At 64.7% G+C, this 25,394-nt stretch carries 18 protein-coding genes; 17 read left to right on the plus strand and 1 reads right to left on the minus strand.

Annotated elements, in window-relative coordinates:
* Positions 1-10: 10 nt before the first annotated feature.
* From QY049_RS01170 to QY049_RS01200, 7 genes are all read left to right on the plus strand, one after another.
* Entirely contained in the window at positions 11-2,506 is a 2,496-nt protein-coding gene (locus QY049_RS01170; RefSeq protein WP_301268636.1) for a TonB-dependent receptor, read from the plus strand.
* A gap of 42 nt (positions 2,507-2,548) precedes the next feature.
* Positions 2,549-3,073: a copper chaperone PCu(A)C gene (locus QY049_RS01175; protein WP_301268637.1), complete on the plus strand. Its 525-nt coding sequence runs from the start codon at positions 2,549-2,551 to the stop codon at positions 3,071-3,073.
* A 31-nt stretch (positions 3,074-3,104) separates the two neighbouring features.
* On the plus strand, positions 3,105-3,623 hold the full coding sequence (locus tag QY049_RS01180; protein ID WP_301268638.1) for a YcnI family protein: 519 nt from the start codon (positions 3,105-3,107) through the stop codon (positions 3,621-3,623).
* Positions 3,623-5,185 carry a copper resistance CopC/CopD family protein gene (locus QY049_RS01185; RefSeq protein WP_301268639.1) on the plus strand — a complete coding sequence of 521 codons (1,563 nt, stop codon included), beginning with the start codon at positions 3,623-3,625 and terminating at the stop codon, positions 5,183-5,185. The genes QY049_RS01180 and QY049_RS01185 overlap by 1 nt, the downstream gene beginning before the upstream one ends.
* Positions 5,186-5,332: 147 nt before the next feature.
* Positions 5,333-6,652, plus strand: coding sequence for a proline--tRNA ligase (gene proS / locus QY049_RS01190; protein ID WP_301268640.1), 1,320 nt, complete (start codon positions 5,333-5,335; stop codon positions 6,650-6,652).
* A 73-nt stretch (positions 6,653-6,725) separates the two neighbouring features.
* Positions 6,726-8,006, plus strand: a complete 1,281-nt coding sequence (locus QY049_RS01195) for a lipoprotein-releasing ABC transporter permease subunit (RefSeq protein WP_194475631.1) — start codon at positions 6,726-6,728, stop codon at positions 8,004-8,006.
* A gap of 7 nt (positions 8,007-8,013) precedes the next feature.
* Entirely contained in the window at positions 8,014-8,718 is a 705-nt protein-coding gene (locus QY049_RS01200) for an ABC transporter ATP-binding protein (RefSeq protein ID WP_194475632.1), read from the plus strand.
* A 130-nt stretch (positions 8,719-8,848) separates the two neighbouring features.
* Here the strand turns inward: QY049_RS01200 and QY049_RS01205 are convergent, their stop codons facing one another.
* Entirely contained in the window at positions 8,849-9,928 is a 1,080-nt protein-coding gene (locus tag QY049_RS01205; protein ID WP_301268641.1) for a zinc-binding alcohol dehydrogenase family protein, read from the minus strand.
* A gap of 108 nt (positions 9,929-10,036) precedes the next feature.
* Between QY049_RS01205 and QY049_RS01210 the strand changes: the two genes are divergently transcribed.
* From QY049_RS01210 to tsf, 10 genes are all read left to right on the plus strand, one after another.
* Entirely contained in the window at positions 10,037-10,810 is a 774-nt protein-coding gene (locus QY049_RS01210; protein WP_194475634.1) for a helix-turn-helix transcriptional regulator, read from the plus strand.
* A gap of 84 nt (positions 10,811-10,894) precedes the next feature.
* On the plus strand, positions 10,895-11,953 hold the full coding sequence (locus QY049_RS01215) for a LacI family DNA-binding transcriptional regulator (RefSeq protein WP_301268642.1): 1,059 nt from the start codon (positions 10,895-10,897) through the stop codon (positions 11,951-11,953).
* 208 nt (positions 11,954-12,161) lie between these two features.
* Entirely contained in the window at positions 12,162-13,559 is a 1,398-nt protein-coding gene (locus QY049_RS01220) for an ABC transporter substrate-binding protein (RefSeq protein ID WP_301268643.1), read from the plus strand.
* 116 nt (positions 13,560-13,675) lie between these two features.
* Positions 13,676-14,608: a dihydrodipicolinate synthase family protein gene (locus QY049_RS01225; protein WP_301268644.1), complete on the plus strand. Its 933-nt coding sequence runs from the start codon at positions 13,676-13,678 to the stop codon at positions 14,606-14,608.
* 320 nt (positions 14,609-14,928) lie between these two features.
* Positions 14,929-15,648 carry an outer membrane protein gene (locus QY049_RS01230; RefSeq protein ID WP_301268645.1) on the plus strand — a complete coding sequence of 240 codons (720 nt, stop codon included), beginning with the start codon at positions 14,929-14,931 and terminating at the stop codon, positions 15,646-15,648.
* A gap of 466 nt (positions 15,649-16,114) precedes the next feature.
* On the plus strand, positions 16,115-19,618 hold the full coding sequence (gene dnaE / locus QY049_RS01235; protein ID WP_258766737.1) for a DNA polymerase III subunit alpha: 3,504 nt from the start codon (positions 16,115-16,117) through the stop codon (positions 19,616-19,618).
* A gap of 130 nt (positions 19,619-19,748) precedes the next feature.
* Entirely contained in the window at positions 19,749-20,501 is a 753-nt protein-coding gene (locus tag QY049_RS01240) for a carbonic anhydrase (protein WP_301268646.1), read from the plus strand.
* A 155-nt stretch (positions 20,502-20,656) separates the two neighbouring features.
* Entirely contained in the window at positions 20,657-23,113 is a 2,457-nt protein-coding gene (locus QY049_RS01245; RefSeq protein ID WP_301268647.1) for a caspase domain-containing protein, read from the plus strand.
* A 210-nt stretch (positions 23,114-23,323) separates the two neighbouring features.
* On the plus strand, positions 23,324-24,319 hold the full coding sequence (locus tag QY049_RS01250) for a 30S ribosomal protein S2 (protein ID WP_194475647.1): 996 nt from the start codon (positions 23,324-23,326) through the stop codon (positions 24,317-24,319).
* A gap of 136 nt (positions 24,320-24,455) precedes the next feature.
* Positions 24,456-25,379, plus strand: a complete 924-nt coding sequence (gene tsf / locus QY049_RS01255; RefSeq protein ID WP_301268648.1) for a translation elongation factor Ts — start codon at positions 24,456-24,458, stop codon at positions 25,377-25,379.
* Positions 25,380-25,394 lie beyond the last annotated feature (15 nt).

A 25,394-nucleotide genomic window follows, 5' to 3' on the forward strand; every position in this document is an offset into this window, starting at 1 on the left:
GGAATACCCCATGTTATCTCGTCATGCCCGCCGCGGCGTGAGTGTCGTTGCCGTTCAGGCAGCGCTGCTTGCCTCGCCGAGCGGCGTTTTCGCCCAGAGCAACTCAGGGGAGTTGCCCGCGGTGACCGTCGATGCACCCGCGACGGTGAAACCAAAGCCGCGCAAGCCGATGCGGACCGCCGCTACCGGAAGGAATTCGGCCAGGCCGACGGCCGAGCGACCGACCTCGGTCGCTGCGACCGATGAGCAGGGCACGGGCAGCACCCGGGCCTCGATCGATCAGCCAGCGGCGGTGGTACGCTATCAGCTGCCGCAGCGTACGTTCGGCATCACGGCAAAGCAGGCCGACGAGACCGTCAACCTCAAGGATCCCGAGGACGCGGTCAAATACATGCCGAGCCTGTTCGTGCGGAAGCGAAATGACGGCGACAACCAGGCAGTGCTCGCAACGCGAAGCTGGGGCCTGAACTCCAGCGCACGGACGCTGATCTATTACGACGATCTGCTGATCTCGGCGCTGATCGGCAACAACAACTCCGGCGCCTCGCCCAAGTGGAATCTGATCTCGCCCGAGGCGATCGGGCGGGTCGATTTCCTCAACGGTCCGTTTGCGGCCGCCTATCCCGGCAACTCTATCGGCGGCGTCCTGCTGATCACGTCCAGGATGCCGGACAAGCCCTTTGCCGTGGCCAAGGAAACCGTCTCGGTCATGCCGTGGAATCAATACGGCACCAAGGACACCTATATGACGAGCCAGACCAGCGCTGCCGCGGGCAATCGCGACGGTAAGCTGTCCTGGTTCGTCAGCGCTAACCATCTCGACAGTTATCAGCAGCCGCTGACCTACACGACCTTTGGCACCGTGTTTGGTGTCGGCCCCGCAAATACCAGCGGAGCTATCGGCGCGTGGAACAGGACAGGCGGCGTCGCGAATGTCATAGGTACGGGCGCGCTGGCGCATTCACAGCAAACGTCCGGGAATCTGAGAGTTGCCTATGATGTCTCCCCGCTGGTGCAGGCGACTTACTCACTGGGCATCTGGAACAATCACCAGACCTCCGATCCACAGACCTACCTGACGTCGACGTTGAACGGTCAGCCGACCTTTGGCGGCCAAGGTGCGTTTGCGAACAACAAGTACACTTGGGATCAGACGCATTTGAGCAACGCTGTATCGCTCAAAAGCGACACAAAAGGCGTTTTCGATTTCGATCTCTCAGCGTCGAGCTACAACTACCTGCAAGACATTCTCCTCAATCCGTTCACCGTGACCCCGACCGGGGTCGGTTATTCGCTGAACGGCAAAATTACCCGTAACGACGGTACAAACTGGCAGAATGCCGATGCCAAGGGCATCTGGAGGCCGTCCGGTATTGATGGTCCTCACGAGGTCAGCTTCGGTATCCACGGCGACCGGTATCGGCTGGAAAACCCTGTCTATTTGTCCTCGGTCTGGTATGCGACGTCGTCGACCGGCACCGGTCAGCTTTTCACAACTGGTGTAGGCGAAACCCGCACCGGTGCACTTTGGCTGCAGGACGCCTGGAAAATCGTTCCCAATCTGAAGCTGACGGTGGGCGGGCGACTCGAGACCTGGCGCTCACTGGATGGTTTCAATATCAACTCCAATCCGACCGCCACCAGCGGTATCCCGGCGGCGCCGATTCCGGTCTTCGTTGCGGTCCCAAAGAACCAGCCAGGACTCAATTCGACCAACTTCTCTCCGAAAGCCTCGCTCTCCTATGATCTCAGCAAGGAGTGGAACGTCACCGCGAGCTTTGGCGAGTCATATCGCTATCCGACCGTCACCGAATTATATCAGAACATAACGGTTGCAGGTGTCGCGACGTTCGCCAATCCCAACCTGAAGCCCGAGCAGGACTTCACCGGTGAATTGAACGTTGAGCGGAAATGGAACGATGGCCGCGTCAGGCTGACGCTGTTCAAGGAGAGAACCAACAATGCGATCATCTCGCAAACCACGAACGTGACGAATTCGACGGGCGGTCAGACTCCCACGACGATCATCGGCAACGTCGACGCGATCCGGATGCAGGGCATCGAGCTGTCGGTCGACAAGGATAATGTACTGGTCAATGGGTTGCAGGTATTTGGCAGCGTAACCTACGTCGACTCTCGGATTCTAAGCGATCCGACGTTTGTCAGTACGATCGGTGGCACGACCGCGACGGGCAAGCGCGTGCCCAACGTTCCAGAATGGCGCTCCACGGTCGGGGTTACCTATCGGCCGAACGACAACTGGGCCTATACGGTCGCTGGACGCTACACGGGAAAGCAATATGCGACGCTCGATAACACCGACACCTTTGCACACGTCTATCAGGCCTTCGACCCGTTTTTGGTGTTCGATATGAAGATTCACTACAAGGCGACGCAGAACTTCTCGTTCGATTTCGGCATCGACAACATCTTTAACGCGCAGTACTTCCTGTTCCATCCGTTTCCGGGACGAACTTTTGTTCTCGCCGGCAAGTATTCGTTCTGAAGGGTGGGGCACTCACGACGGCGACAAGAAAGGCAAGTCAACATGCAAAAGCTTCCAACCATATTCGCGCTCGCGGCGTTCTCGGCTGTTATGATCGCAGCCCCCGTCCGAGCTGACGACGTCAAGGTCGGTGACCTTGTGATCTCGCAGGCCTGGAGCCGGGCGACGCCCGGCGGCGCCAAGGTCGCCGGCGGCTTCCTGACCATCGAGAACAAGGGGACCGTGCCCGACAGGCTCGTGGCTGTGTCGGCGGAGATCGCCGGCAAGGCCGAGGTCCACGAGATGGCGATGGACAACGGCGTGATGAAGATGCGGCCGCTGGACAAGGGCCTCGTCATTGGGCCGGGCAAGACCGTGAAGCTCGCGCCCGGCGGCAATCACCTGATGCTCCAGGATCTGAAGGGCCCGTTCAAGGAGGGCGAGAAGGTGCCTGTGACGCTCGAGTTCGAGAAGGCCGGCAAGGTCTCCATCTCACTCGACGTCCAGGGTGTCGGCGCCCAGGCGCCGGGCGGCGGTGGAGGCATGATGATGAAGAAAATGCCCGATCATTCGGGAATGAAGATGTGATGCGTGTGATCTAACTAGCGGGAGCTCGAGCATGTCGAAGACACCCCGGCTGATCCTGATGGCTGCGCTCGCCGCATCGCCCGCGGCGGCCCACGTTTATCTGGAAGGCAAGCAGGCCACCGTCGGTGCGTCCTACAAGGCCGTCTTCGCCGTGCCGCACGGCTGTGCCGGTTCGCCCACGGTCAAGATCCGCGTGCAGATCCCTGAGGGCGTCATCGCGGCAAAGCCGATGCCGAAGGCCGGCTGGAATGTCGATGTCGTCGAGGGGCAGTATGCCAAAGCCTACGACTATCACGGCAACAAGCTGACCTCGGGGGTGAAGGAAGTGGTCTGGTCCGGAGGCAAGCTGCCGGACCAGAATTACGACGAGTTCGTGGTCAGCAGCTTCCTCACCGACACGTTGAAGCCGAACACCACGCTGTATTTCCCTGTCGTGCGGGAATGCGAAAAGGGCATCAGCCGCTGGATAGAAATCCCGCCGGACGGGACAGGGCATTCGCACGAGGAGAAGTCGCCGGCGCCTGGCGTAAAACTGCTGCCCAAGCCGTAATGCGTCTTCTCGCCGCGCTCGTGATATTGCTCCTCGTTGCCGGCTACTCGACCGGAGCGTCGGCACATGCAGCGCTGATCTCGGTTGAGCCGGCGAGCGGCAGCATCCTTCCCAGCGCGCCGAAGACGCTCGAATTGCGCTTCAACGAGGCGGTGACCCCAGGTGCGATCCAGTTGATCGACGGCGCGGGCCGAGCGCGCGACGATGCGCGCGTCACGGCATCGGGCGAGAGCATTTCGATGGCGATGCCGCCGGGCCTGCCGCAGGGCACGGCGGTCGTGAGCTATCGGGTGATCTCGCAGGACGGTCACCCCGTAGCGGGATCGGTGATCTTTTCGGTCGGCGCGCCGACCGCCACGCAACCTCCGGCCAATGCGGACGGTAGGTTGAACGCGCTGATCTTGATGTCGCGGATCGGGCTCTATCTCGGGCTGTTTGTCGGTGTCGGCGGCGTATTCTTTGGCCGCTGGATTGCGTGGTCCATGACGGGCATGGGCGCGCCGCGCGCCGCGCTGCTTGTCGGTCTTCCGAGCGCCGTTGTCTCGCTTGGCGTGCTGGGTCTCGATCTCCTTGGTCTCCCGCCCGCAGCGATTCTGACAAAGTCTCCCTGGGCCATCGCATTCGCAACCAGTGCAGGTCCCTCGTTGCTGGTCGCTATCGCGGCGATGCTGCTCGCGCTGATGGCTCTATCGCAAGCCCGGCATGCGCGCGCTCTCGCGGCCATCGCCTTCGCCGGCGTTGGGCTATCGCTCGCGATGACTGGGCACGCCGCAACGGCATCGCCCGAGATGCTGACGCGACCGGCGGTCTTCGTCCATGGCCTCGCCGTCGCCTTCTGGATCGGTGCGCTGGCGCCGCTTGCGGCGCTGCTGTCGAAGCCAACGCCGGCGCTGCTGCCGCTCCTGAACCGCTTCTCGCGCATCGCCATGCCGGTGGTCGCCGTGCTGGCGCTGACCGGCCTTACGCTTGCGATCATCCAGCTTGAGAAACCAAGGGCTTTGGTCGAAACCAGCTATGGTCTCATTCTCTCAGTCAAGCTGGCGTTGGTGCTGTTCCTCCTAGCGCTCGCGGCTCTCAATCGTTACAGGCTGACACCGGCGCTGGCGACGGATCAAGAAGCGGCGCCCGCGCTCAAACGTTCGATCCTGCTCGAATGCGGGGCTGCGCTCGGCATCTTCGCCCTCGTCGCCGGCTGGCGCTTCACGCCGCCGCCGCGAACCATCGTCCCGGAGACGCCGCTGGCGATCCACATCCACACTGACAAGGCGATGTTCCAGGTGCTGGTGTCCCCCGGCAAGGTGGGCGTGGACGATTTCGTGCTCCAGCTCATGACCGGCGAAGCGACGCCGCTGAAGACCAAGGAGGCGACACTGACGCTGAGCCTGCCGGAGCGTGGCATCGAGCCGATGGAGCGCGCTGCCGAGCTCGGGCCTGACGGCTATTGGCATGTGCGCAAGGTGGAGCTGCCCTTCGCCGGCCGTTGGCATGTGCGGATCGATGCGCTGGTGACCGATTTCGAGAAGATCACGCTCGAGGACGACCTTGAGGTCGCACCGCCTTAAGGCCGACACGGTTCAAGTCGAACCTGAAGGCAACGGGAAAATGACAGGAATTCCGCCGCCTTAGCGGCTTTTCCTCATTCCCGGTCTTGTATTTTCGCTCCCAATCCGGTTTCACTGCAAACCCTCACTGATTCCCAGAGTATTGCCATGCGGTTGTCGCGGTTCTTTCTGCCCATTCTGAAGGAAAATCCGAAAGAGGCGGAGATCGTCTCGCATCGCCTGATGCTGCGTGCTGGCATGATCAGGCAGGAGGCTGCGGGTATCTATGCGTGGTTGCCGCTCGGCTTCCGGGTGCTGAAGAAGATCGAGCAGATCGTGCGCGAGGAGCAGGACCGCTCCGGCGCGCTGGAACTGCTGATGCCGACGCTCCAGCTCGCCGACCTCTGGCGTGAGAGCGGCCGTTACGACGCCTATGGCCCGGAGATGCTGCGCATCGCCGACCGCCACAAGCGCGAGCTGCTGTACGGACCGACCAACGAGGAAATGATCACCGAGATCTTCCGCGCCTACGTGAAGTCCTACAAGAACCTGCCGATGAATCTCTATCATATTCAATGGAAATTCCGCGACGAGCAGCGTCCGCGTTTCGGCGTGATGCGCGGCCGCGAGTTCCTGATGAAGGACGCTTACTCCTTCGACCTCAACGAGGCCGCCGCGCGCGTCGCCTACAACAAGATGTTCGTCGCCTATCTGCGCACCTTCGCGCGGATGGGGCTGAAGGCGATTCCGATGCGGGCCGAGACCGGCCCGATCGGCGGCGATCTCAGCCACGAATTCATCGTGCTCGCCGAAACCGGCGAATCCGGCGTGTTCATCAATCGCGACGTGCTGGACCTGCCGGTGCCGGGCGAGGACGTCGACTATGACGGTGATCTGACCCCGATCATCAAGCAGTGGACCTCGGTCTATGCTGCGACGGAAGACGTTCATGACGCAGCGCGCTTCGAGCGGGAAGTGCCTGAGGACAAGCGCGTGAACACGCGCGGCATCGAGGTCGGCCAGATCTTCTATTTCGGCACGAAGTATTCCGAGCCGATGAAGGCGATGGTGGCGGGCCCCGACGGCGTCGACGTGCCGATCCATGGCGGCTCCTACGGCGTCGGCGTCTCGCGCCTGCTCGGCGCCATCATCGAGGCCTGCCATGATGATGCTGGCATCAAATGGCCGGAGGCGGTGGCGCCGTTCCGGGTCGCGATTCTCAACCTCAAGCAGGGCGATGCGGCGGTCGATGGGGCCTGCGAGAAGCTCTATGCCGAGCTGACCGCCAAGGGCGTCGATGTGCTCTACGACGACACCGACCAGCGCGCCGGCGCCAAATTCGCCGCCGCCGACCTGATCGGCATCCCCTGGCAGATCATGATCGGGCCGAAAGGGCTGGCCGACGGCAAGGTCGAGATCAAGAAACGCAGTGACGGCTCCCGCGAGACAATGTCGCCTGCGGACGCGGTCGCGCGGCTGGTCGGCTGAATATTGTTCATCGCCCGATATCCCGGCCGCCAATCCGGCCACAATTGACCCCGAATCATGGGATTATCGAGCGATGGATGAAACCATGACCGAAACCGTTCAAACTGCGCCCTTTGCACCCTTCGAGTGGATGCTGTCGGCCCGCTACCTGCGGGCACGGCGCAAGGAGGGATTCATCTCGGTCATCGCCGGGTTCTCCTTCCTCGGCATCATGCTCGGCGTCGCCACGCTGATCATCGTGATGGCCGTGATGAACGGCTTCCGGAAAGAGCTGCTCGACAAGATCCTCGGGCTGAATGGCCACATCCTGGTCCAGCCGCTGGAATCGCCGCTGACCGACTGGAAGGACGTCGCCGAGCGCATCAGCCAGGTCCAGGGCGTCCGGCTGGCTGCCCCGGTGGTCGACGGCCAGGCGCTGGCGTCCTCGCCCTGGAACGCCTCGGGCGTGCTGGTGCGCGGCATCCGCTCCGACGATCTCAACAACCTCACGTCCATCGCCAAGAACATCAAGCAGGGCTCGCTCGAGGGCTTTGACGACGGGCAGGGCGTTGCGATCGGCCGGCGGCTTGCCGACCAGCTGTCCCTGCATGCCGGCGACAGCATCACGCTGGTGGCGCCGAAGGGCGCGGTGACGCCGATGGGCACGACGCCGCGCATCAAACCCTACAAGATCGTGGCCGTGTTCGAGATCGGCATGTCCGAATACGATCTCGGCTTCGTCTTCATGCCGCTCGCCGAGGCGCAGGCCTATTTCAACCGCAGCAGCGACGTCACCTCGATCGAGGTGTTCACTACCAACCCCGACAAGATCGATTCCTTCCGCAAATCGGTGACGGAGGCGGCGGGTCGGCCGGTGTTCCTGGTCGACTGGCGCCAGCGCAACTCGACCTTCTTCAACGCGCTCCAGGTCGAGCGCAACGTGATGTTCCTGATCCTGACCATGATCGTGCTGGTGGCAGCCCTCAACATCGTCTCCGGCCTGATCATGCTGGTGAAGGACAAGGGCAGCGACATCGCGATCCTGAGGACGATGGGCGCTTCGCAGGGCTCGATCATGCGGATCTTCCTGATCACGGGCGCCTCGATCGGCGTGGTCGGCACGCTGGTCGGCTTCTTCGTCGGCCTCGTGATCTGCCTCAACATCGAATCCATCCGGCAATTCCTGTCCTGGCTGACCTCGACCGAATTGTTCTCGCCGGAGCTCTACTTCCTGTCGAAACTGCCCGCCGAGATCGACGTCGGCGAGACCACGGCCGTCGTCGTCATGGCGCTGACGCTGTCGTTCCTGGCGACGCTCTACCCGTCGTGGCGCGCCGCGCGCCTCGACCCCGTCGAAGCGCTGCGGTACGAGTGAGGGGCTGATGGAGCAGCAGCAGGGGGCTGAGGATGTACCGGTCATTTATCTCCATGAGATAAAGCGGCAGTACCTCCAGGGTGAAGCGGCGCTGACGATCCTCGACAACGCCAAGCTGGCGCTGTGGGCCGGCCAATCCGTGGCGCTGGTCGCGCCGTCGGGCTCGGGCAAGTCGACGCTGCTGCACATTGCGGGCCTGCTCGAAGCGCCCGATTCCGGCGAGGTCTATGTCAACGGCGCGCCGACCTCGCAGCTGCCCGACATCGAGCGCACCCAGCTCCGCCGCAGCGACATCGGCTTCGTCTACCAGTCGCACCGGCTGCTGCCGGAGTTCTCGGCGCTCGAGAACGTGATGCTGCCGCAGATGATCCGCGGCCTGAAGAAGTCCGAGAGCGTCAAGCGCGCCAAGGAGATTCTCGGCTATCTCGGCCTCGGCGACCGCATCACGCATCGGCCTGCCGAGTTGTCGGGCGGCGAGCAGCAGCGCGTCGCGATCGCGCGAGCGGTCGCCAATGCGCCGCGCGTGCTGCTGGCGGACGAGCCGACCGGCAATCTCGATCCGCACACCGCCGACCACGTGTTCCAGGCGCTGATGCAACTGGTCAAGGCGACCAGGGTCTCGATGCTGATCGCGACCCACAACATGGAGCTCGCCGGCCGCATGGACCGGCGCGTGTCGCTGGCGAACGGCCAGGTCATCGAGCTCGAATGACCAACCCGCGAAAACAACCCCATGCACAGTAGACGGCGGTTGCCGGCTGCGATCGGGGTGACGTCTTCCAGCTATTTGACGGATCGGGCATATCCGCTGCGACGGCGCATCGCCGCAGCGGGCGAGGCAACTATGGCCGGATCACCGTCAGCTTGAACGGCCCGCCATTGGCGGCGGCGTGCGCCACGGCCTCGTTGACGTGATCGAGGTCGAAGTCGGTCGTCTGGTATTCGTCGAGCCGCAACAATCCGGCGCGAACGAGGCCGATCAGGCGGCTCGCCGCATCCGGCGGATACATCCAGACGCCGTGGATGGAGATGCAGTTGCGCATCAGCCAGGGGTAGGGCAGCTCGAGGCCCGGTCCTCCCGCCATGCCGACGCCGCCCATCAGCACGACGCGGCCGTAAGCGCGCACCGTCATGACCGCCGCGCGCACCACGCGCGTGCTGACCGATGGCGGCATGATGTCGAGCACGCAGTCGATCGGGCCTCCCGCGGCGTGCTTCATCGCCTCGCGGTCGTCGTCCTCATTGCCTGTCAGCCTGACCGGCTTCACCCGCGCGCCGAAGCGGCGGACGAGGTCGGCCATGACAGCCTCGTTGCGGCCGGGCGTCACCACGCAGGCCGCGCCCATCGCGAGCGCGACGGAGACGGCGGCGCTGCCGAAATTGCCGGTGGCGCCGCTCACCAGCACGCTCTCGCCCGGCTGAAGCTTTGCGGCGAGAAAGCCGCCGTAAGGCACCAGCGCCGTCCCCAGCGCGCACCATTGCGAGGCTTCCTTCGGCGTGATCTTGCCGAGCTTCTTCACGTTCTCGGTCGGCACCCGCATCTGCTCGGCATAGGAGCCGTGGCGGAAATGCCGTTGCAGCTTCATGCCGCCGGGGCCTGCGGCCGTGAGCCCCTGCAGGGCGATGTCGGGCGCCACGACGTCGTCGCGCGAACGCACCGTCGGGTCGCAGAACACCCAGTCGCCGACGCTGAGCTTGGTGGCATCAGGGCCGACCTCGCGCACCCGGCCGATGCCGCCGGGGCCCGGAATGATCGGCAGGTCGAGCGCGTAGTTGCGCTCGCCGCTGAAGACCTCGTTCATGTAGGAGAGGACGCGCGTGGCCACGACATCGACGATGACCTCGCCGGTGCCGAGCACCGGGTCCGGAGCGGTCTCGACCACCAGCGGCGATCCCAGCGTTTTGAGTACGGCAGCTTTCATGATGTTCACCTCAGAGACTGACGACACCCATATGCGGCGGCCTTGAACGCGCAGGAAGGCCTGGTATTATCCTAGTATTCCAAAGGCCCTCCATCACGGGACCACACCATGGCCGATCCACGCCGCGTCGAATTCGGCGACTTCCTGCGCTCCCGCCGCGAAAAGCTGTCGCCGAAGTCGGTCGGCCTTCCCGCAGGCCAGCGGCGGCGCACCGCAGGGCTCCGCCGCGAGGAGGTGGCGCAGCTCGCCGGCATCGGCGTCGACTGGTACATCCGTCTCGAGCAGGGCCGCACCGTCAGCCCGTCGGTCACGACAGTCGATGCGCTGGCGCGGGCGCTGCGTCTCAGCAAGACCGAGCACGCACACCTCAAGGATCTCGCGCGTGACGGCGACAGGCGTCCCTTTACCCGAGAGGTGGTGCCGCCGCCCATCCTGCGCCTGGTCGAGAGCCTGCCGCATCCGGCCTACATCACCGGGCGGCGCTGGGACGTGCTGGCCTGGAACGAGGCGGCCGAGGAGGTCTTCGCATTTGGCCGCTTGCCGGAGGAGGATCGCAACACGCTGCTCCTGATGATGACCAACAAGAAGACCAGGAAATCTTACGGCGCGGGCTGGGCTGACGTCGCCAAGCGCATGGTCGCGATGTTTCGCGCCACCCACGACGTCTGGGCCGGCGATCCCGCTTTTGCGGAATTGCTGATGCGCCTGCGCGAAGGCAGTCCCGAGTTCGTCAAATGGTGGGGCGCGCACGAGGTGCACGGCACCCTGTCGGGCCGCAAGACCATGACGCATCCGACCAAGGGCGTGCTGCATTTCGAGCACACGAGCTTTCAGGCCAATGACGATCCGGCGCTGAAGCTCGTGATCTACACGCCGGTCTAGGATCCGCCGAACCGCTTTGCGAAGCGGCGAAGTTTCGGGGTAGGCTCGGCATTCGATACTGCATCACCGGGGTGGGCTTGGACTGTGACTGGCACGAAACGAGCGCGCGAGGGAAGCGGCCGGGTCAAGCTCGAAGAGGTCGCCAGTGCAGCGAATGTCTCGACGGCCACCGTGTCGCGGGTGTTCAACGAGCCGGAGAAGGTCTCCGAAGCGATCCGGGAGCGCGTGAAGGAAGCGGCGCGCGCGCTCAACTGGATCCCGAATGCGGCGGGCAGGGCACTGGCCTCGAGCCGGACGCACATCATGGGCGCGATCATCCCCACGCTCGACAACGAAATCTTCGCGCATCAGGTCGGCGGCATGCAGGCCGTCTTCAGCAATGCCGGATACACACTTTTCCTGGGATGCTCCAATTACGACCCGCTCGAAGGCTTGAGGCAGGCGGAAGCCATGCTGGCGCGGGGCGTGGAGGCGATCGCGCTCGTCGGTGAGAGCCATCCCGCGGAGCTTTTCGTGGCCCTGAAGGCCCGCAACATTCCCTATGTCGTCACCTATTCCTACAGCACGCGGTCCGAACATCCCTGCATCGGGTTCGACAATCGCGCCGCCTTCATGCGGATGACCAATCATCTGCTCTCGCTCGGACATCGCCGCTTCGCCTGCATCTTTCAGCCGGTTGCGAACAACGACCGTGTCGCCGCGCGGCTTGCCGGCGTGAGGGAGGCGTTGGCGGCCGCGGGTCTCCAGCTGGCGGACGAAGACTTGCTGATCGGTCCGTCCACGCTGGAATTCGGCGCCGAGAGTTTTTCGCACCTGATGACGCGGGACGGGAAGGCGCGACCGACGGCCATCGTGTGCGGCAACGACAACATCGCGCTCGGCGCGTTGATGGCGGCCAACGCCCTCGGCCTGAACGCGCCCAAGGATTTCTCGATCACCGGGTTCGACGATCTCGCGATCTCGTCGCGCTTTACCCCACGCCTGACCACGATGAAGGTCGACAACCAGGCGATCGGCACGATGGCGGCCAATCAACTCCTCGCCGTCGTGGCTGGCCAACAGGCCAGCCCGAAGTCGGAAGAGGTCGTTCCTGTGCTGCAGGTCAGGGACAGCTCCGGCCCCAGGCCTGAAGAGCGCGGGTGATTATCCGGCCGGAAAGGGCGGCATTGCCGGTTCGGTTCGCGGGATAGCTGACATGCGCGCAACAAAAATCGTCTCATCTCATTGAAAGTCAGAGTAAATCGTCTCTTTGTGCAGAATTGACAGCATCTATGTAAGCGCTTACAGGCTCAAACGCCAGCAACAAAGCGAGCGCTTCCCCGTGGGAAGCGCCATGGGAGGAAATGCGGGAATGCGCCTTGGTCTGTCGAAAACATTGAACGGTTGCGCGGTCGCAGCCACGCTTTTGCTGAACTCCCTGGCGATCGCGCCGGCGGCCCATGCCGAAGAGAAGCTCGTGGTCTGGTGGAACAAGGGATTCTATTCGGCCGAGGAAGACGCGCTGCTCCAGGCGATCCACAAATTCGAAGCCAAGACCGGCGTGAAGGTCGAGCTGTCGCAATACGCAACGCAGGACATGATTCCAAAGACCGTCGCCGCGCTCGATTCCGCCACGGTGCCCGACGTGGCCTACGCCGACACCTTCAACTTCCAGAGCGTCGGCAAGTGGGCGGCCGAAGGCAAGCTCGAAGATCTCAGCTCCGTCCTCGCGCCGATGAAGGACCAGTTCGACAAGTCCGCGCTCGATACCGTCATGCTGCAAAACGAGCAGACCAAGAGCAGGGCGTACTACGCCTTCCCGGTCAAGCAGGCGACGGTGCATCTGCATTACTGGAAAGACATGCTCGAGGAGGGCGGTCTGAAGGAGGCCGACATTCCGAAGGACTGGCGCGGCTTCTGGAATTTCTGGTGCGACAAGGCGCAGCCCGCCGTTCGCAAGGCCAGCGGCAAGCGCGTCTACGGCATCGGCCTGCCGATGGGCGTGGACAGCAGCGACAGCCTGATCGGCTTCCTGACTTTTGCCGAGGCCTACAACGTCGTCATGGTCGACGACAGCGGCAAGCTGTTGCTCGACGATCCCAAGGTGAAGGCCGGGCTCGTGTCCGCGCTCAAGGACTACACCGATATCTACAAGAAGGGCTGCGTGCCGTCCTCCGCGACGAGCTGGAAGGACGCCGACAACAACGTCGCCTTCCACAACAAGACGACGGTGATGACCTTCAACCCGACCATCTCGATTCCCGGCAAGTGGCTGGACGACTCGACCAACCAGACCCTGACCGCCGAGCAGCGGGACGAGGCCAAGAAGAACTACGAGGAGCGGATCCGGACGCTGCCCTGGCCGAGCAAGCCGGACGGCTCGCCGATGCGCACCCGCAGCTCGGTCGTGGTCGGCGTGGTGTTCCGGCAGGCCAAGAACAAGGCGCGTGCCAAGGAGTTCGTGCAGTTCCTGCTCCAGGACGAAAACCTCCAGCCCTATGTCGAGGGCGCGCTGGGCCGCTGGTTCCCGGTGAAGCCCGCCGCCGTGAAGTCGGCGTTCTGGAACGCGGATCAGCATCGCAGGATGCTGCGCGACCAGTTCGCAGCCGGCGTCGGCGGCTACGAGATGACGCGGAATTACAAGTTCACCATCGTCAACAACGAGAATGTCTGGGCCAAGGCCACGATCCGTGTGGTTCTCGACAAGGTGCCGCCCGAGCAGGCCGTCGACGAAATGATCGACCGCATCAAGAAGATCGTCAGCGACTGAGGACTGGCGTCTGCAGCAGCGCGAGGTGTTGCTGCGGACGTCCCGATGTCGTTGATCTATGTTCGCGAACCGGCAGCGAGGCCGCTGCCACATCAGCCGTTGTTTGGAGCTTGCCTGTGACCATCGCTCTCAAGGGCATCATTCCCGTGATGCTGACGCCGTTCACCGAAGCGAACACGATCGACTATGCCGGCCTCGAAAGGCTGATCGAGTGGTACATCGCGGGTGGTGCCGACGCGCTGTTCGCGGTCGCCCAGTCGAGCGAGATGCAGTTCCTGACGCTGGACGAGCGCGTCGCGCTGGCGCGGTTCGTCGCCAAGACCGCGGCCGGCCGGCTTCCGGTCATCGCCTCGGGCCATATCAGCGAATCCCGGGAGGACCAGCTGACCGAGCTGGCGTCGATCGCGAGGACCGGCGTCGATGGCCTGGTGCTGGTGACCAACCGTCTGGCCTCGCTCGATCTGACCGGAACGACATTCACCGACAATCTGAGCTGGCTGCTCGACCGGCTGCCCCGGGAGATGACGCTTGGTCTCTATGAATGCCCGGCGCCATTCCGCCGGCTTCTTTCCGACGACGAGCTGGCCTTCTGCGCAGACAGCGGGCGCTTTGCGATTCTCAAGGACGTGTCGTGTGATCTTGCAACGGTGCAGCGTCGGGTCAGGCTGACCAGTGGCTCGCCGCTCACGATCGTCAATGCCAATGCGGCGATCGCCTTCGACGCGATGAAGTCGGGGGCTCCCGGATTCACCGGCGTGTTCACGAACTTCCACCCCGATCTCTACAAATGGCTTCTAACGAAGCACCAGAAGCATCCGGAGTTGGCGAACGAGCTTTCGGTCTACCTCGCGCTGGCCGCGATGGCGGAGCCCATGGGCTATCCGAAACTCGCAAAACTCTATCACCAGCGGCTCGGTACCTTTGCCTGCGTCGAAAGCCGGGCAGTCGATTTCGACATCAAAGAGCGCTTCTGGGCGCTCGATGCGCTGATCGACAAGATCATCGAGGGGCAGCAGGCGTTCCGCGCGAAGATCGCGGCGGCGGGCTGAGCAAATGTGGCGATCGCACGCGAGAATGTGGCGACAATGGGGAGAGAAAAAACGCTGTGCGCACGCTTCGATGTTTCGATCACAGAATCGTGCGCGCGACGTTGTTACGCGCGTTCGCGGCGCATCGCGCGTCGTTCGCATTGGAACTGCTGAAGAGTCTTGTTTCAAAGGGTTTCCGCGCAAGCGCAGCTCATCTTGATTCACAAAGCGTGGCCCTTTGGCGTGAACTGTTGCGTCGAGGTTACAGCAATTCCGTCGATCACTGTTATGACGTCGCCATGGCCCGGGGGCCTAACGACGAAAACTGGAACGGGATTCAAATGAACAAGAATTTGTTGCTCGCTGCTGTGAGCCTCGTCGCGATCAGCGCGACTGCGCCGGCGCTGGCTGCTGACCTCGCTGCGCGTCCTTACACGAAGGCGCCTGCGATGATCGCCACGGTCTATGACTGGAGTGGCTTCTACATCGGTATCAACGGCGGCGGCGCATCGGCTCACACGACCTGGGATCAGACCGCTCCGGCGGTTGGCGGCGAAGGCTCGCACAACGCCACGGGCGGCACCGTCGGTGGCCAGGTCGGCTATCGCTGGCAGTCGGCACAGTGGGTGTTCGGCCTGGAAGGCCAGGGCAACTGGGCTGACTTCTCCGGCGACAACCTCAGCGCTCTGACCGGCTTCACCGATCGTTCGAAGATCGATTCGTTCGGTCTGATCACCGGTCAGGTCGGCTACGCCTGGAACAACGTCCTGCTCTACGTGAAGGGCGGTGCAGCTGTGGTTGGCACCAAGAACGAGCTGCGTGCAGCCGGCGCGACCTTCTCCTCGGTCAGCGACACGCGTTGGGGCGGCACCATCGGTGCGGGCCTCGAGTTCGGCTTCGCTCCGAACTGGTCGGTTGGCGTCGAGTACAACCACATCTTCCTGTCGGACAAGGACGTCACCTTCGCAGGCTTCCAGACCGATCGCATCCGCCAGGACGTCGACATGGGTCTCGTCCGCCTGAACTACAAGTTCGGCGGCCCGATCATCGCGCGCTACTGAGCAAAGTACTGAGACCGATCGCTTCGAAGGAAGCGGTCGTCGAAAGCCCCGGCCTCGCGCCGGGGCTTTTTTGTTGCGTCAATTCAGCGAGTTAACCATTCCATTTTGAAGCGGCTGAGCCGGCTTGACTCTGTAGAACGAAATGAGAACAATGTTCTTCATACGTTCTGGTGATGGGAGCAAGCCATGTTCAGGATTTTCGTGGAAGAAGCCGCTGCACTGACGTCGATCGCGCTGTTCGTCGGGATGATCGCAATCTGGGCCCAAGTGATCCCGCAGCTCTAGCCAGGGGGCGCTTGGGGAAAAGCGGGATGAGGCGTTGGATCGACAGCTCTGACGTGGACTCTGGCGCGGTGAGCCCCCACCATTGGGAGGCGAGTCGGCAAAGGTACTCCGATGGCGAGTGCAGGATGCCTCCACTGCCGGCGACCGCTCCATCTCATCTGCAAGAGGCCGTCACGCGACCATGCCGAGCGCCGGATTTGTCCACCTTCACGTTCACTCGGCCTATTCGCTGCTCAAGGGCTCGATCAAGATCGCCAAGCTCGGCGAGCTCGCGAAGAAGGACCACCAGCCCGCGCTGGCGCTGACCGACACCGACAATCTGTTCGGTGCGCTCGAATTCTCCGACAAGATGGCGGGGTCCGGCATCCAGCCGATCGTCGGCCTGGAGCTCGCGGTCGATTTCGGCGACCAGGATCCCAATGCGCGCAACGCGCTGCCGCCCTCGCGCGTGGTGCTGCTGGCCGCCCAGGAGCGCGGCTATCGCAGCCTGATGCGGCTGAATTCGCGTGCGTTCCTCGAATCGCCCGACACCCATGCGCCGTTCATCAAGTTCGACTGGTTCGACGGCGAGACCGAAGGCCTGATCGCACTGACCGGCGGCCCCGATGGGCCGATCTCGCTGGCGCTTGCCAGCGGCCAGGCCGAGGTCGCATCCGCACGCTGCGAGCGTCTCGCCGGCCTGTTCGGCGACCGCCTCTATGTCGAGATACAGCGGCACAACATCGACAAGGAACGGCGTATCGAGAGCGGGCTGATCGACATCGCCTACGCGAAGGGCCTGCCGCTGGTTGCGACCAACGAGCCGTATTTCGCCGCGAACGACGACTACGAGGCGCATGACGCGCTGCTCTGCATCGCCGGCGGCCGGCTGATCGCGGAGACCGAGCGCGAGCAGCTCACGCCGGATCACCGCTTCAAGACCCGTGCGGAGATGGCGGTACTGTTCGCCGACATCCCGGAGGCGCTGGCTTCGACCGTCGAGATCGCCGAGCGCTGCTCGTTCCGCCCGATGACGCGCAAGCCGATCCTGCCGTTCTTCACGGTCGGCGCCGCCGGCAGCTCCGATGCGGCAGCCGTCGAGGCTGCCGAATTGAAGCGGCAGGCGGAGGAGGGGCTCGCCAACCGCCTGCGCGTCCACGGCCTGTCGCAGGGCACGAGCGAAGAGGACTACAACAAGCGCCTGGCGTTCGAGCTCGACGTCATCATGCGCATGAAATACGCGGGCTACTTCCTGATCGTGTCGGACTTCATCAAATGGGCGAAGAGCCAGGGCATTCCGGTCGGACCGGGCCGCGGCTCCGGCGCAGGCTCGCTGGTGGCGTGGGCGCTGACCATCACCGACCTCGACCCGATCAAGTTCGGCCTGCTGTTCGAGCGCTTCCTCAATCCCGAACGCGTCTCGATGCCGGACTTCGACATCGACTTCTGCCAGGATCGCCGCGGTGAGGTGATCAAGTACGTCCAGGAACGCTACGGCCGCGACCAGGTCGCGCAGATCATCACCTTCGGTACGCTGCAGGCGCGCGGCGTGCTGCGCGACGTCGGCCGCGTGCTGCAGATGCCCTACGGACAGGTCGACAAGCTGACCAAGCTGGTGCCGCAGAATCCGGCGGCGCCGGTGACGCTGGCGGCTGCGATCGAGAGCGAACCGAAACTCCAGGCGTTCCGCGATGAAGATCCGATCGTGGCGCGCGCCTTCGACATCGCCCAGCGCCTCGAAGGCCTGACGCGGCACGCCTCGACCCACGCGGCCGGCATCGTGATCGGCGATCGCCCCTTGAGCGAGCTCGTGCCGCTCTACCGCGATCCCAAATCCGACATGCCCGTGACCCAGTTCAACATGAAATGGGTCGAGCCGGCCGGCCTCGTGAAGTTCGACTTCCTCGGCCTGAAGACGCTGACCGTGCTCGACGTCGCGTGCAAGCTGCTCAAGCCGCGGGGCATCGATGTCGACCTCGCCACGCTGCCGATCGACGATGCCGAGAGCTACCAGATGCTGGCGCGCGGCGAAGTGGTCGGCGTGTTCCAGGTTGAAAGCCAGGGCATGCGGCGCGCGCTGGTCGACATGCGGCCCGACCGTTTCGAGGACATCATCGCCCTGGTGGCGCTGTATCGCCCGGGCCCGATGGCGAACATCCCGACCTATTGCGCGCGCAAGCACGGCGACGAGGAGCCGGAATATCTGCATCCGGTGCTCGAGCCGATCCTGAAGGAGACCTTCGGCGTCATCATCTACCAGGAACAGGTGATGCAGATCGCGCAGGTGATGTCGGGCTATTCGCTCGGCGACGCCGACCTCCTGCGCCGCGCCATGGGCAAGAAGATCCGCGCCGAGATGGACAAGCAGCGCGACATCTTCGTCGCGGGCGCGGTGAAGAACGGCGTGCCGAAGGGGCAGGCCGAGACCATCTTCGAATTACTCGCCAAGTTCGCCGACTACGGCTTCAACAAGAGCCACGCGGCTGCCTATGCGCTGGTGTCGTACCACACCGCCTACATGAAGGCGCATTATCCGGTGGAGTTCATCGCGGCGTCGATGACGCTCGATCTGAACAATACCGACAAGCTGTCCGAGTTCCGCTCGGAGGCGCAGCGTCTCGGCATCAAGGTCGAGCCGCCGAACATCAACCGTTCCGGCGCGACCTTCGAGGTCGGCGACAAGGTGATCTACTACGCGCTCGCCGCGCTCAAGGGTGTCGGCATCCAGGCGATCGACCAGATCATCGAGGAGCGGACCAAGCGCGGCCTGTTCACCTCGCTCGCCGACTTCGCCGCGCGCGTCAATCCGCGCGCGATCAACAAGCGCATCATCGAGAGCCTCGCCGCCGCCGGCGCCTTCGATACGCTGGAGCCGAACCGCGCCCGCGTCTTCGCCGGCGCGGACTCGATCCTCGCCGCCTGCCAGCGCGCGCATCAGGCCGAGACGATCGGCCAGAACGACATGTTCGGCATGTCCGCGGACGCGCCGACCATCATGCTGCCGCAGATCGAACCGTGGCTGCCGGCTGAAAAACTCCGCCGCGAATACGACGCCGTCGGCTTCTTCCTGTCGGGCCATCCGCTCGACGATTACGCCACCGTGCTGAAGCGGCTCCGGGTACAGTCCTGGGCCGAGTTCTCGCGCGCGGTGAAGACCGGCGCCACCGCCGGCAAGGTTGCAGCCACCGTGGTGTCGCGCATGGAGCGGCGCACCAAGACCGGCAACAAGATGGGCATCATGGGATTGTCCGATCCCACGGGCCATTTCGAAGCGGTGCTGTTCTCCGAAGGCCTGGCGCAATATCGCGACGTGCTGGAGCCGGGCGCCGCCGTGCTGCTGCAGCTCGGTGCCGAGTTGCAAGGAGAAGACGTCCGCGCGCGCGTGCTGCATGCCGAGCCGCTGGATGACGCTGCCGCCAAGACGCAGAAGGGCCTGCGCATCTTCGTGCGCGACACCAAGCCGCTCGATTCGATCGCCAAGCGTCTGGCCGGACCGGAAGCTGCGCCGACAACCGGGGCCGCGCCAAAAATCGGCAGTCCGGGCATCGCGCCGCGCTCCAATGGCGACGGCGAGGTCTCGCTGGTGATGATGCTCGACCTCGAGACCGAGGTCGAAATGAAGCTGCCCGGCCGCTTCAGGGTCTCGCCGCAGATCGCCGGCGCCATCAAGGCGGTGGCCGGCGTCGTGGACGTGCAGCAGATCTAGCCGGCCGCCCCGAACGTGCATCCGCGCAACGCACGGATGTTGTGGCCTCGTCATGCGATCGCGGCTATGCTCGGCCGCGATGCAGCTCGTTGGTGAGGGCGCGTCCGTCGCGCCGGGGAGGGAGCGAAACATGTGCGATCAATGCTCTGAATCCGTGCGGGGCAAGCTGGCGCCGTCGCGCCGGTCCGCGCTGTTGCTGACGGCCGCCGCACTCGGCACTGCCTTCGCCGGCGGCGCTTTCGCCAAGGAGCACAAGGCGCCGCCCAAACCGCAGAATGTGCTGTCGCCCGATGCGGCGCTGAAGCGGTTGATGGACGGCAATGCGCGCTACGTCGAGGGCGTCACGCGGCGCCACGATTTCAGACATGAGCGCGAGGCGCTGGCCGGCGGGCAGAATCCGTTCGCGGCGGTGCTGAGCTGCGCTGACTCGCGCATTGCGCCGGAATACGCCTTCGACACCGGCCGCGGCGATCTCTTCGTCTGCCGCGTCGCCGGCAATTTTGCCGGCACCGAGACCATCGCCAGCATGGAATACGCGGTCGCCGTCCTCAATACGCCGCTGATCCTCGTGCTGGGTCACGATGCCTGCGGCGCGGTCGATGCGACGCTGAAGGCGATCAAGGACGACAAGCCGCCGCCGGGACATATTCCCTCGCTGGCCGATGCGCTTGCGCCGGCTGCAAAGGCCGCGATGCAGCAGGGCGGGAACGTGCTCGACAAGGCGATCCGGCAGAACGTGATCGACACCGTCGCCAAGCTGAAATCGGCCGCGCCGATCCTGAACGCAGCGGCCGAGCAGGGCAAGCTGAAGATCGCCGGCGGCATCTACCGCCTGACGACGGGAACGGTGGACATGATCGCAAGGCTGAAAGCCCAGGGCTGACGCAAAGGCTGACGCTGACGTAGAGCTGACGCGAGACGCCATGCCTCGAGGTGCGCCATGTCGCCGCCTCAATCCAAGCCTTTCGTTCAACTGCCGTTCAGCCGGCCGCGCGTCTCATGCGTGGTACCTCAACAACAATAACGGGCAAGCAAGCCATGCGCGGGACACACAAGGTCTTCCTCTGCCTCCTTCTGCCGATCCTCTTCGTTGCCGGCGTGCTCGGGCCAGTGCGCGCGCAGCAGCAGGAAAAGCGCATCGCGCTTGTGGTCGGCAACGGCGCCTATTCGAAGTCGCCGCTGGCGACCACCGCCAACGACGCCGGCCTGATCGCGCAGACGCTCGAGGCGGCTGGCTTCGACGTGGTCGGCGCGCGCGATCTCGACGGCGACACGCTGCGCAAGAGTCTTCGCGACTTCATCCAGAAGGCGCAGGCTTCGGGACCCGGCACCGTCGCGATGATCTATCTGTCCGGGTATGGCGTGCAGCTCGCCGGCGAAAACTATTTCATTCCGGTCGATTCCAATATCACGCGCGACACCGACATTCCGACCGAGGCGTTGCGCATCAGCGACTATGCCCGCCAGCTCGCTTCCATTCCGCTCAAGGCCAGCATCATCGTACTCGACGCGGCGCGGGCGCAGCCTTTCGTCGAGGGCGGCCAGCAGCCGATCGCGAGCGGCCTGGCGCTGGTCGAGCCCGACCCGAACATGCTGATCGCCTTCAACGCCGCGCCCGGCACGGTGGCGCCGGAAGAGCCGGGGCCCTACGGCATCTATGCGCAATCGCTCGCCGAGATGATCCGCACCGGCGGGCTGTCGTTGCCGGAGGTGTTCGACCGCGTTCGCCTGCGCGTCAACGAGAACTCCAAGGGCGCGCAAGTGCCGTGGGACGATCAGAAGATCTCCGCGCAATTCAGCTTCTTCGATCGCGCCCCCGACGCGCCGCCGCAGGCGGCCGCACCCGACCAGGTCGCCGCAATCCGCAACAAGCCGATCCGCGATCTCGGCGTACAGGACGCCTACGCGGCCGCGCTCGAGCGCGACACGCTGCCGGCCTATGAGGAGTTTCTCGCAGCCTATCCCGGCGATCCCCTCGCCAGGCGCGTGATGGCGATCGTTGCGGCGCGCCGCGAGGCGATCACCTGGCGGCGCACCTATCGCGCCGACACGCCGGATGCCTACTGGTCATATCTGCGCCGCTATCCGCGCGGACCTCATGCGGGCGACGCGCGTCGACGACTGGCGATCCTGACGGCGCCGCTCGAGCCGCCGCCGACGTTTGCGATGATGGACTACGACGTGCCGCCGCCGCCGCCGGAGGAGGTCGTCTATGTCGATCGTCCGGTGCTGTATTTCAGCGATCCCGTGTTCGGCTTCGTGCCGCCACCGCCGCCGCCGGTCTACTATCTGCCGCCGCCGCCGCCGGATTTCGTGGTGCTGCCGCCGCCGCTGCCCGTGGTCGGCCTGTTCGTGCTGCCGCAGCCGGTGTTCGTGCCGATCCCGGTATTCGTCCGGCCGCCGGTCTATGTCGCGCCGCCGCCGAACAACATCATCTACCAGAACATCCACAACACCACGGTCATCAACACGGTGATCAACCAGGCGCCGGCGGCACTGGCGGCCGGCAATACCGCTGCGGCCGCAGCCGTTGCCGCGAACGGACCAGGACGCCCAAGCGGGATGACGCAGGTGCCGACCGCCGTGAAGCAGCAGGCGCAGACGATCCAGGCCAATCCGAACCAGCAGCTCAAGCCGAGCCAGGCTGCGCTGGTCAGCAACCCGACGGCCAAACCGGCGGCGATGATGGTGAAGCCGGTCAACGCCACGCCGACGGCGGTCAATCCGTCGTCGACGCCGCCGGTCGGTCATGGGCTTCCTGCGCAGCCACCGGTTCAGACGCCGAACGGCAAGCCTGCCCCGACGACAACCGCACCGGCGGCCAATGTCCCGCCGGTGCAGGCCAACGCTCCGGCAATCGCGCCCGCGCCCGGGCAGCCGAAGCAGCCTGACGCGCACGCACTTCCGGTTCCGGGTGCCCATGGCGTGCCGCTCGCGCCCGGTCGAACCGGTGCGCCGTCGTCCGCTGTCCACGCGCCCGGTGGCCAGGTTCCCGGCGGCAAGCGGGCGCCAAACGCGCCGCCGCCGCCGACCGCTGCTGCCCCCGCCACCTCAACGTCGCCTACAGCGGGACACCCTTCCGGGCCAGGGCATGCCGTCGCGCCGCCTCCGGCGTCTACGACCGCCAGGCCAGCCGCGACCTCGGTTAAACCGGTATCTCCTCCGCCGCCACCACCGGTGGCCCGGCAGCAGACAAGGCCCGAACCGCCACGCGCCGCCGCTCCGCCGCCGCGTCCGCAGATCTCTGCACGCCCCGCGCCGGCACCGCCGCCGCCACGCGCAGCTCCACCGCCGCCGCGGATGGCCGCGCCACCACCCCGTCCGGCGCCGCCGGTTGCGGCCGCCCGTCCGGCGCCACCGCCAGTGGCGAGGCCAGCCCCGCCGCCACCGCCACGGGTCGTGGCTGCGCCGCCGCCGCGTCCGGCCCCGCCGCCGCCGCCGCGCCCTGCGGCCGCAGCCCCGAAAAAATGCCCGCCCAACCAGCCAAAGTGCTAGCGGAGCAGGGCGGAAATCGCTGAAAGGGCCTTTCGGGGACGGTAAAAGCCCCGAAAGGCCCTTATTTCCTTGCTTCTCGCCGAAATGGCGCTATATAGCGCGCCATCTCACACGGAAGCATGGCTCACAAGGCCGTCCGGTGGCAGCCGGGGCGACAACGCTCCGTTTTGCTCACACGCTTCCGGAGGAACCAACCGGAGAATTAGAACGATGGCACTACCCGATTTCACTATGCGTCAGCTGCTCGAAGCTGGTGTTCACTTTGGTCACCAGTCTCACCGCTGGAATCCGAAAATGGCTCCGTTCATTTTCGGCGCTCGCAACAACATCCACATCGTCGACCTCGCGCAGACCGTGCCGATGCTGCACGCGGCCCTCCAGGCCGTCAGCGACACGGTTGCCAAGGGTGGCCGCATCCTGTTCGTCGGCACCAAGCGCCAGGCGCAGGACGGCGTCGCTGATGCGGCCAAGCGCTGCGCGCAGTATTTCGTCAATTCGCGCTGGCTCGGCGGCACGCTGACCAACTGGAAGACGATCTCGGCTTCGATCAAGCGCCTGCGCCACCTCGACGAGGTGCTGGCCGGCGGCGAAGCCAATTCCTACACCAAGAAGGAGCGCCTGACGCTCCAGCGCGAGCGCGACAAGCTCGATCGCTCGCTCGGCGGCATCAAGGACATGGGCGGTCTGCCCGACCTGATCTTCGTGATCGACACCAACAAGGAAGACATCGCGATCCAGGAAGCCCAGCGGCTCAACATCCCGGTCGCCGCGATCGTCGACACCAACTCCGATCCGAAGGGCATCACCTACGTGGTGCCGGGCAATGACGACGCCGGTCGCGCGATCTCGCTCTATTGCGACCTGATCGCGCGCGCCGCGATCGACGGCATCTCGCGCGCCCAGGGCGAATCCGGGGTCGACATCGGCGCTTCGGTTCGTCCGGTCGCCGAAGAGCTGCCGGCTGCGTCCTCGAGCGGCTTCCAGGGCCTTGCCGGTCCCCGCGGCACCGCCGACGACCTCAAGAAGCTTCCGGGCGTCTCGGGCGCGATCGAGAAGAAGTTCAACGACCTCGGCATTTTCCACTACTGGCAGCTTGCCGAGCTCGACCACGACACCGCGCACAAGATCGGCGAAGAAGTCGGTCTGCCGAGCCGCGCGGATGCGTGGGTGGCCAAGGCCAAGGCGCTGACCGCGGAAGCGGAATAGTCAAAACGAGCGATGCGTTGGCCGGACAGGGTCCGGCCGCCATTTCATTCAGTTGACGCGAATTCCTGAGATGGACCGCGGCGGGGCAATTGGAGCCACGCCGCGGCGAACCGGCAGGCAAGAAGGATTTTCAACGATGGCAACGATCACTGCTGCGATGGTCAAGGATCTGCGCGAGTCCACCGGCGCAGGCATGATGGACTGCAAGGCCGCGCTGACCGAGAACGACGGCAACATGGAAGCGGCGCAGGATTGGCTGCGCAAGAAGGGCCTGTCGAAGGCCGCCAAGAAGTCGGGCCGTGTCGCGGCCGAAGGCCTCATCGGCGCGCTCACCAAGGGCACCAAGGGCGTCGTGGTCGAGGTCAACTCCGAGACCGACTTCGTCGCGCGCAACGGGCAGTTCCAGGGCCTGGTGAAGATGGTCGCGCAGGTCGCTTTCGACGCCGGCGCCGACGTCGAGAAGATCAAGGTTGCCAAGGTCGGTGACGTCACGGTGGAAGCAGCGATCAACGACGCGATCGCCACCATCGGTGAAAACATGACGCTGCGCCGGGCCGCTTCGCTCGAAGTGAGCCAGGGCGTGGTATCGAGCTATGTCCACGGTGCGGTCATCGACGGCGCCGGCAAGATGGGCGTGCTCGTTGCGCTGGAATCGCCCGGCAAGGCCGACGATCTCGCAGCGCTCGGCCGCCAGATCGCGATGCATGTCGCCGCCACCAACCCGCTCGCGCTCGACCCGACCGGCCTCGATCCGGCCGTCGTGAAGCGTGAGAAGGACGTGCTCGCGGACAAGTACCGCCAGCAGGGCAAGCCGGAGAACGTGATCGAGAAGATCGTCGAGTCCGGCCTGAAGACCTACTACAAGGAAGTCTGCCTGCTCGAGCAGGCCTTCATCCACGACACCGGCAAGTCGGTGGCGCAGGCGCTGAAGGAAGCCGAAGGCAAGGTCGGCGGCCCGGTGAAGATCGCCGGTTTCGCGCGCTATGCTCTCGGTGAGGGCATCGAGAAGCAGGAATCGGACTTCGCGGCCGAGGTCGCGGCGGCCAGCGGCAAGAAGTAAGCGCCGGAACACCTC

It is taken from the genome of Bradyrhizobium sp. WYCCWR 13022 (assembly GCF_030435535.1).
Classification (GTDB): Bacteria; Pseudomonadota; Alphaproteobacteria; order Rhizobiales; family Xanthobacteraceae; genus Bradyrhizobium.

What these genes read in the sequence shown, in the direction of transcription:
- QY049_RS01230 (WP_301268645.1), top strand. Translation starts at nt 14,929, where the DNA reads ATGAACAAGAATTTGTTGCTCGCTGCTGTGAGCCTCGTCGCGATCAGC.
- QY049_RS01175 (WP_301268637.1), top strand. Translation starts at nt 2,549, where the DNA reads ATGCAAAAGCTTCCAACCATATTCGCGCTCGCGGCGTTCTCGGCTGTT.
- dnaE (WP_258766737.1), top strand. Translation starts at nt 16,115, where the DNA reads ATGCCGAGCGCCGGATTTGTCCACCTTCACGTTCACTCGGCCTATTCG.
- QY049_RS01250 (WP_194475647.1), top strand. Translation starts at nt 23,324, where the DNA reads ATGGCACTACCCGATTTCACTATGCGTCAGCTGCTCGAAGCTGGTGTT.
- QY049_RS01210 (WP_194475634.1), top strand. Translation starts at nt 10,037, where the DNA reads ATGGCCGATCCACGCCGCGTCGAATTCGGCGACTTCCTGCGCTCCCGC.
- QY049_RS01195 (WP_194475631.1), top strand. Translation starts at nt 6,726, where the DNA reads ATGGATGAAACCATGACCGAAACCGTTCAAACTGCGCCCTTTGCACCC.
- QY049_RS01245 (WP_301268647.1), top strand. Translation starts at nt 20,657, where the DNA reads ATGCGCGGGACACACAAGGTCTTCCTCTGCCTCCTTCTGCCGATCCTC.
- QY049_RS01170 (WP_301268636.1), top strand. Translation starts at nt 11, where the DNA reads ATGTTATCTCGTCATGCCCGCCGCGGCGTGAGTGTCGTTGCCGTTCAG.
- QY049_RS01200 (WP_194475632.1), top strand. Translation starts at nt 8,014, where the DNA reads ATGGAGCAGCAGCAGGGGGCTGAGGATGTACCGGTCATTTATCTCCAT.
- QY049_RS01240 (WP_301268646.1), top strand. Translation starts at nt 19,749, where the DNA reads ATGTGCGATCAATGCTCTGAATCCGTGCGGGGCAAGCTGGCGCCGTCG.
- tsf (WP_301268648.1), top strand. Translation starts at nt 24,456, where the DNA reads ATGGCAACGATCACTGCTGCGATGGTCAAGGATCTGCGCGAGTCCACC.
- QY049_RS01205 (WP_301268641.1), bottom strand. Translation starts at nt 9,928, where the DNA reads ATGAAAGCTGCCGTACTCAAAACGCTGGGATCGCCGCTGGTGGTCGAG.
- QY049_RS01220 (WP_301268643.1), top strand. Translation starts at nt 12,162, where the DNA reads ATGCGCCTTGGTCTGTCGAAAACATTGAACGGTTGCGCGGTCGCAGCC.
- QY049_RS01180 (WP_301268638.1), top strand. Translation starts at nt 3,105, where the DNA reads ATGTCGAAGACACCCCGGCTGATCCTGATGGCTGCGCTCGCCGCATCG.
- QY049_RS01185 (WP_301268639.1), top strand. Translation starts at nt 3,623, where the DNA reads ATGCGTCTTCTCGCCGCGCTCGTGATATTGCTCCTCGTTGCCGGCTAC.
- proS (WP_301268640.1), top strand. Translation starts at nt 5,333, where the DNA reads ATGCGGTTGTCGCGGTTCTTTCTGCCCATTCTGAAGGAAAATCCGAAA.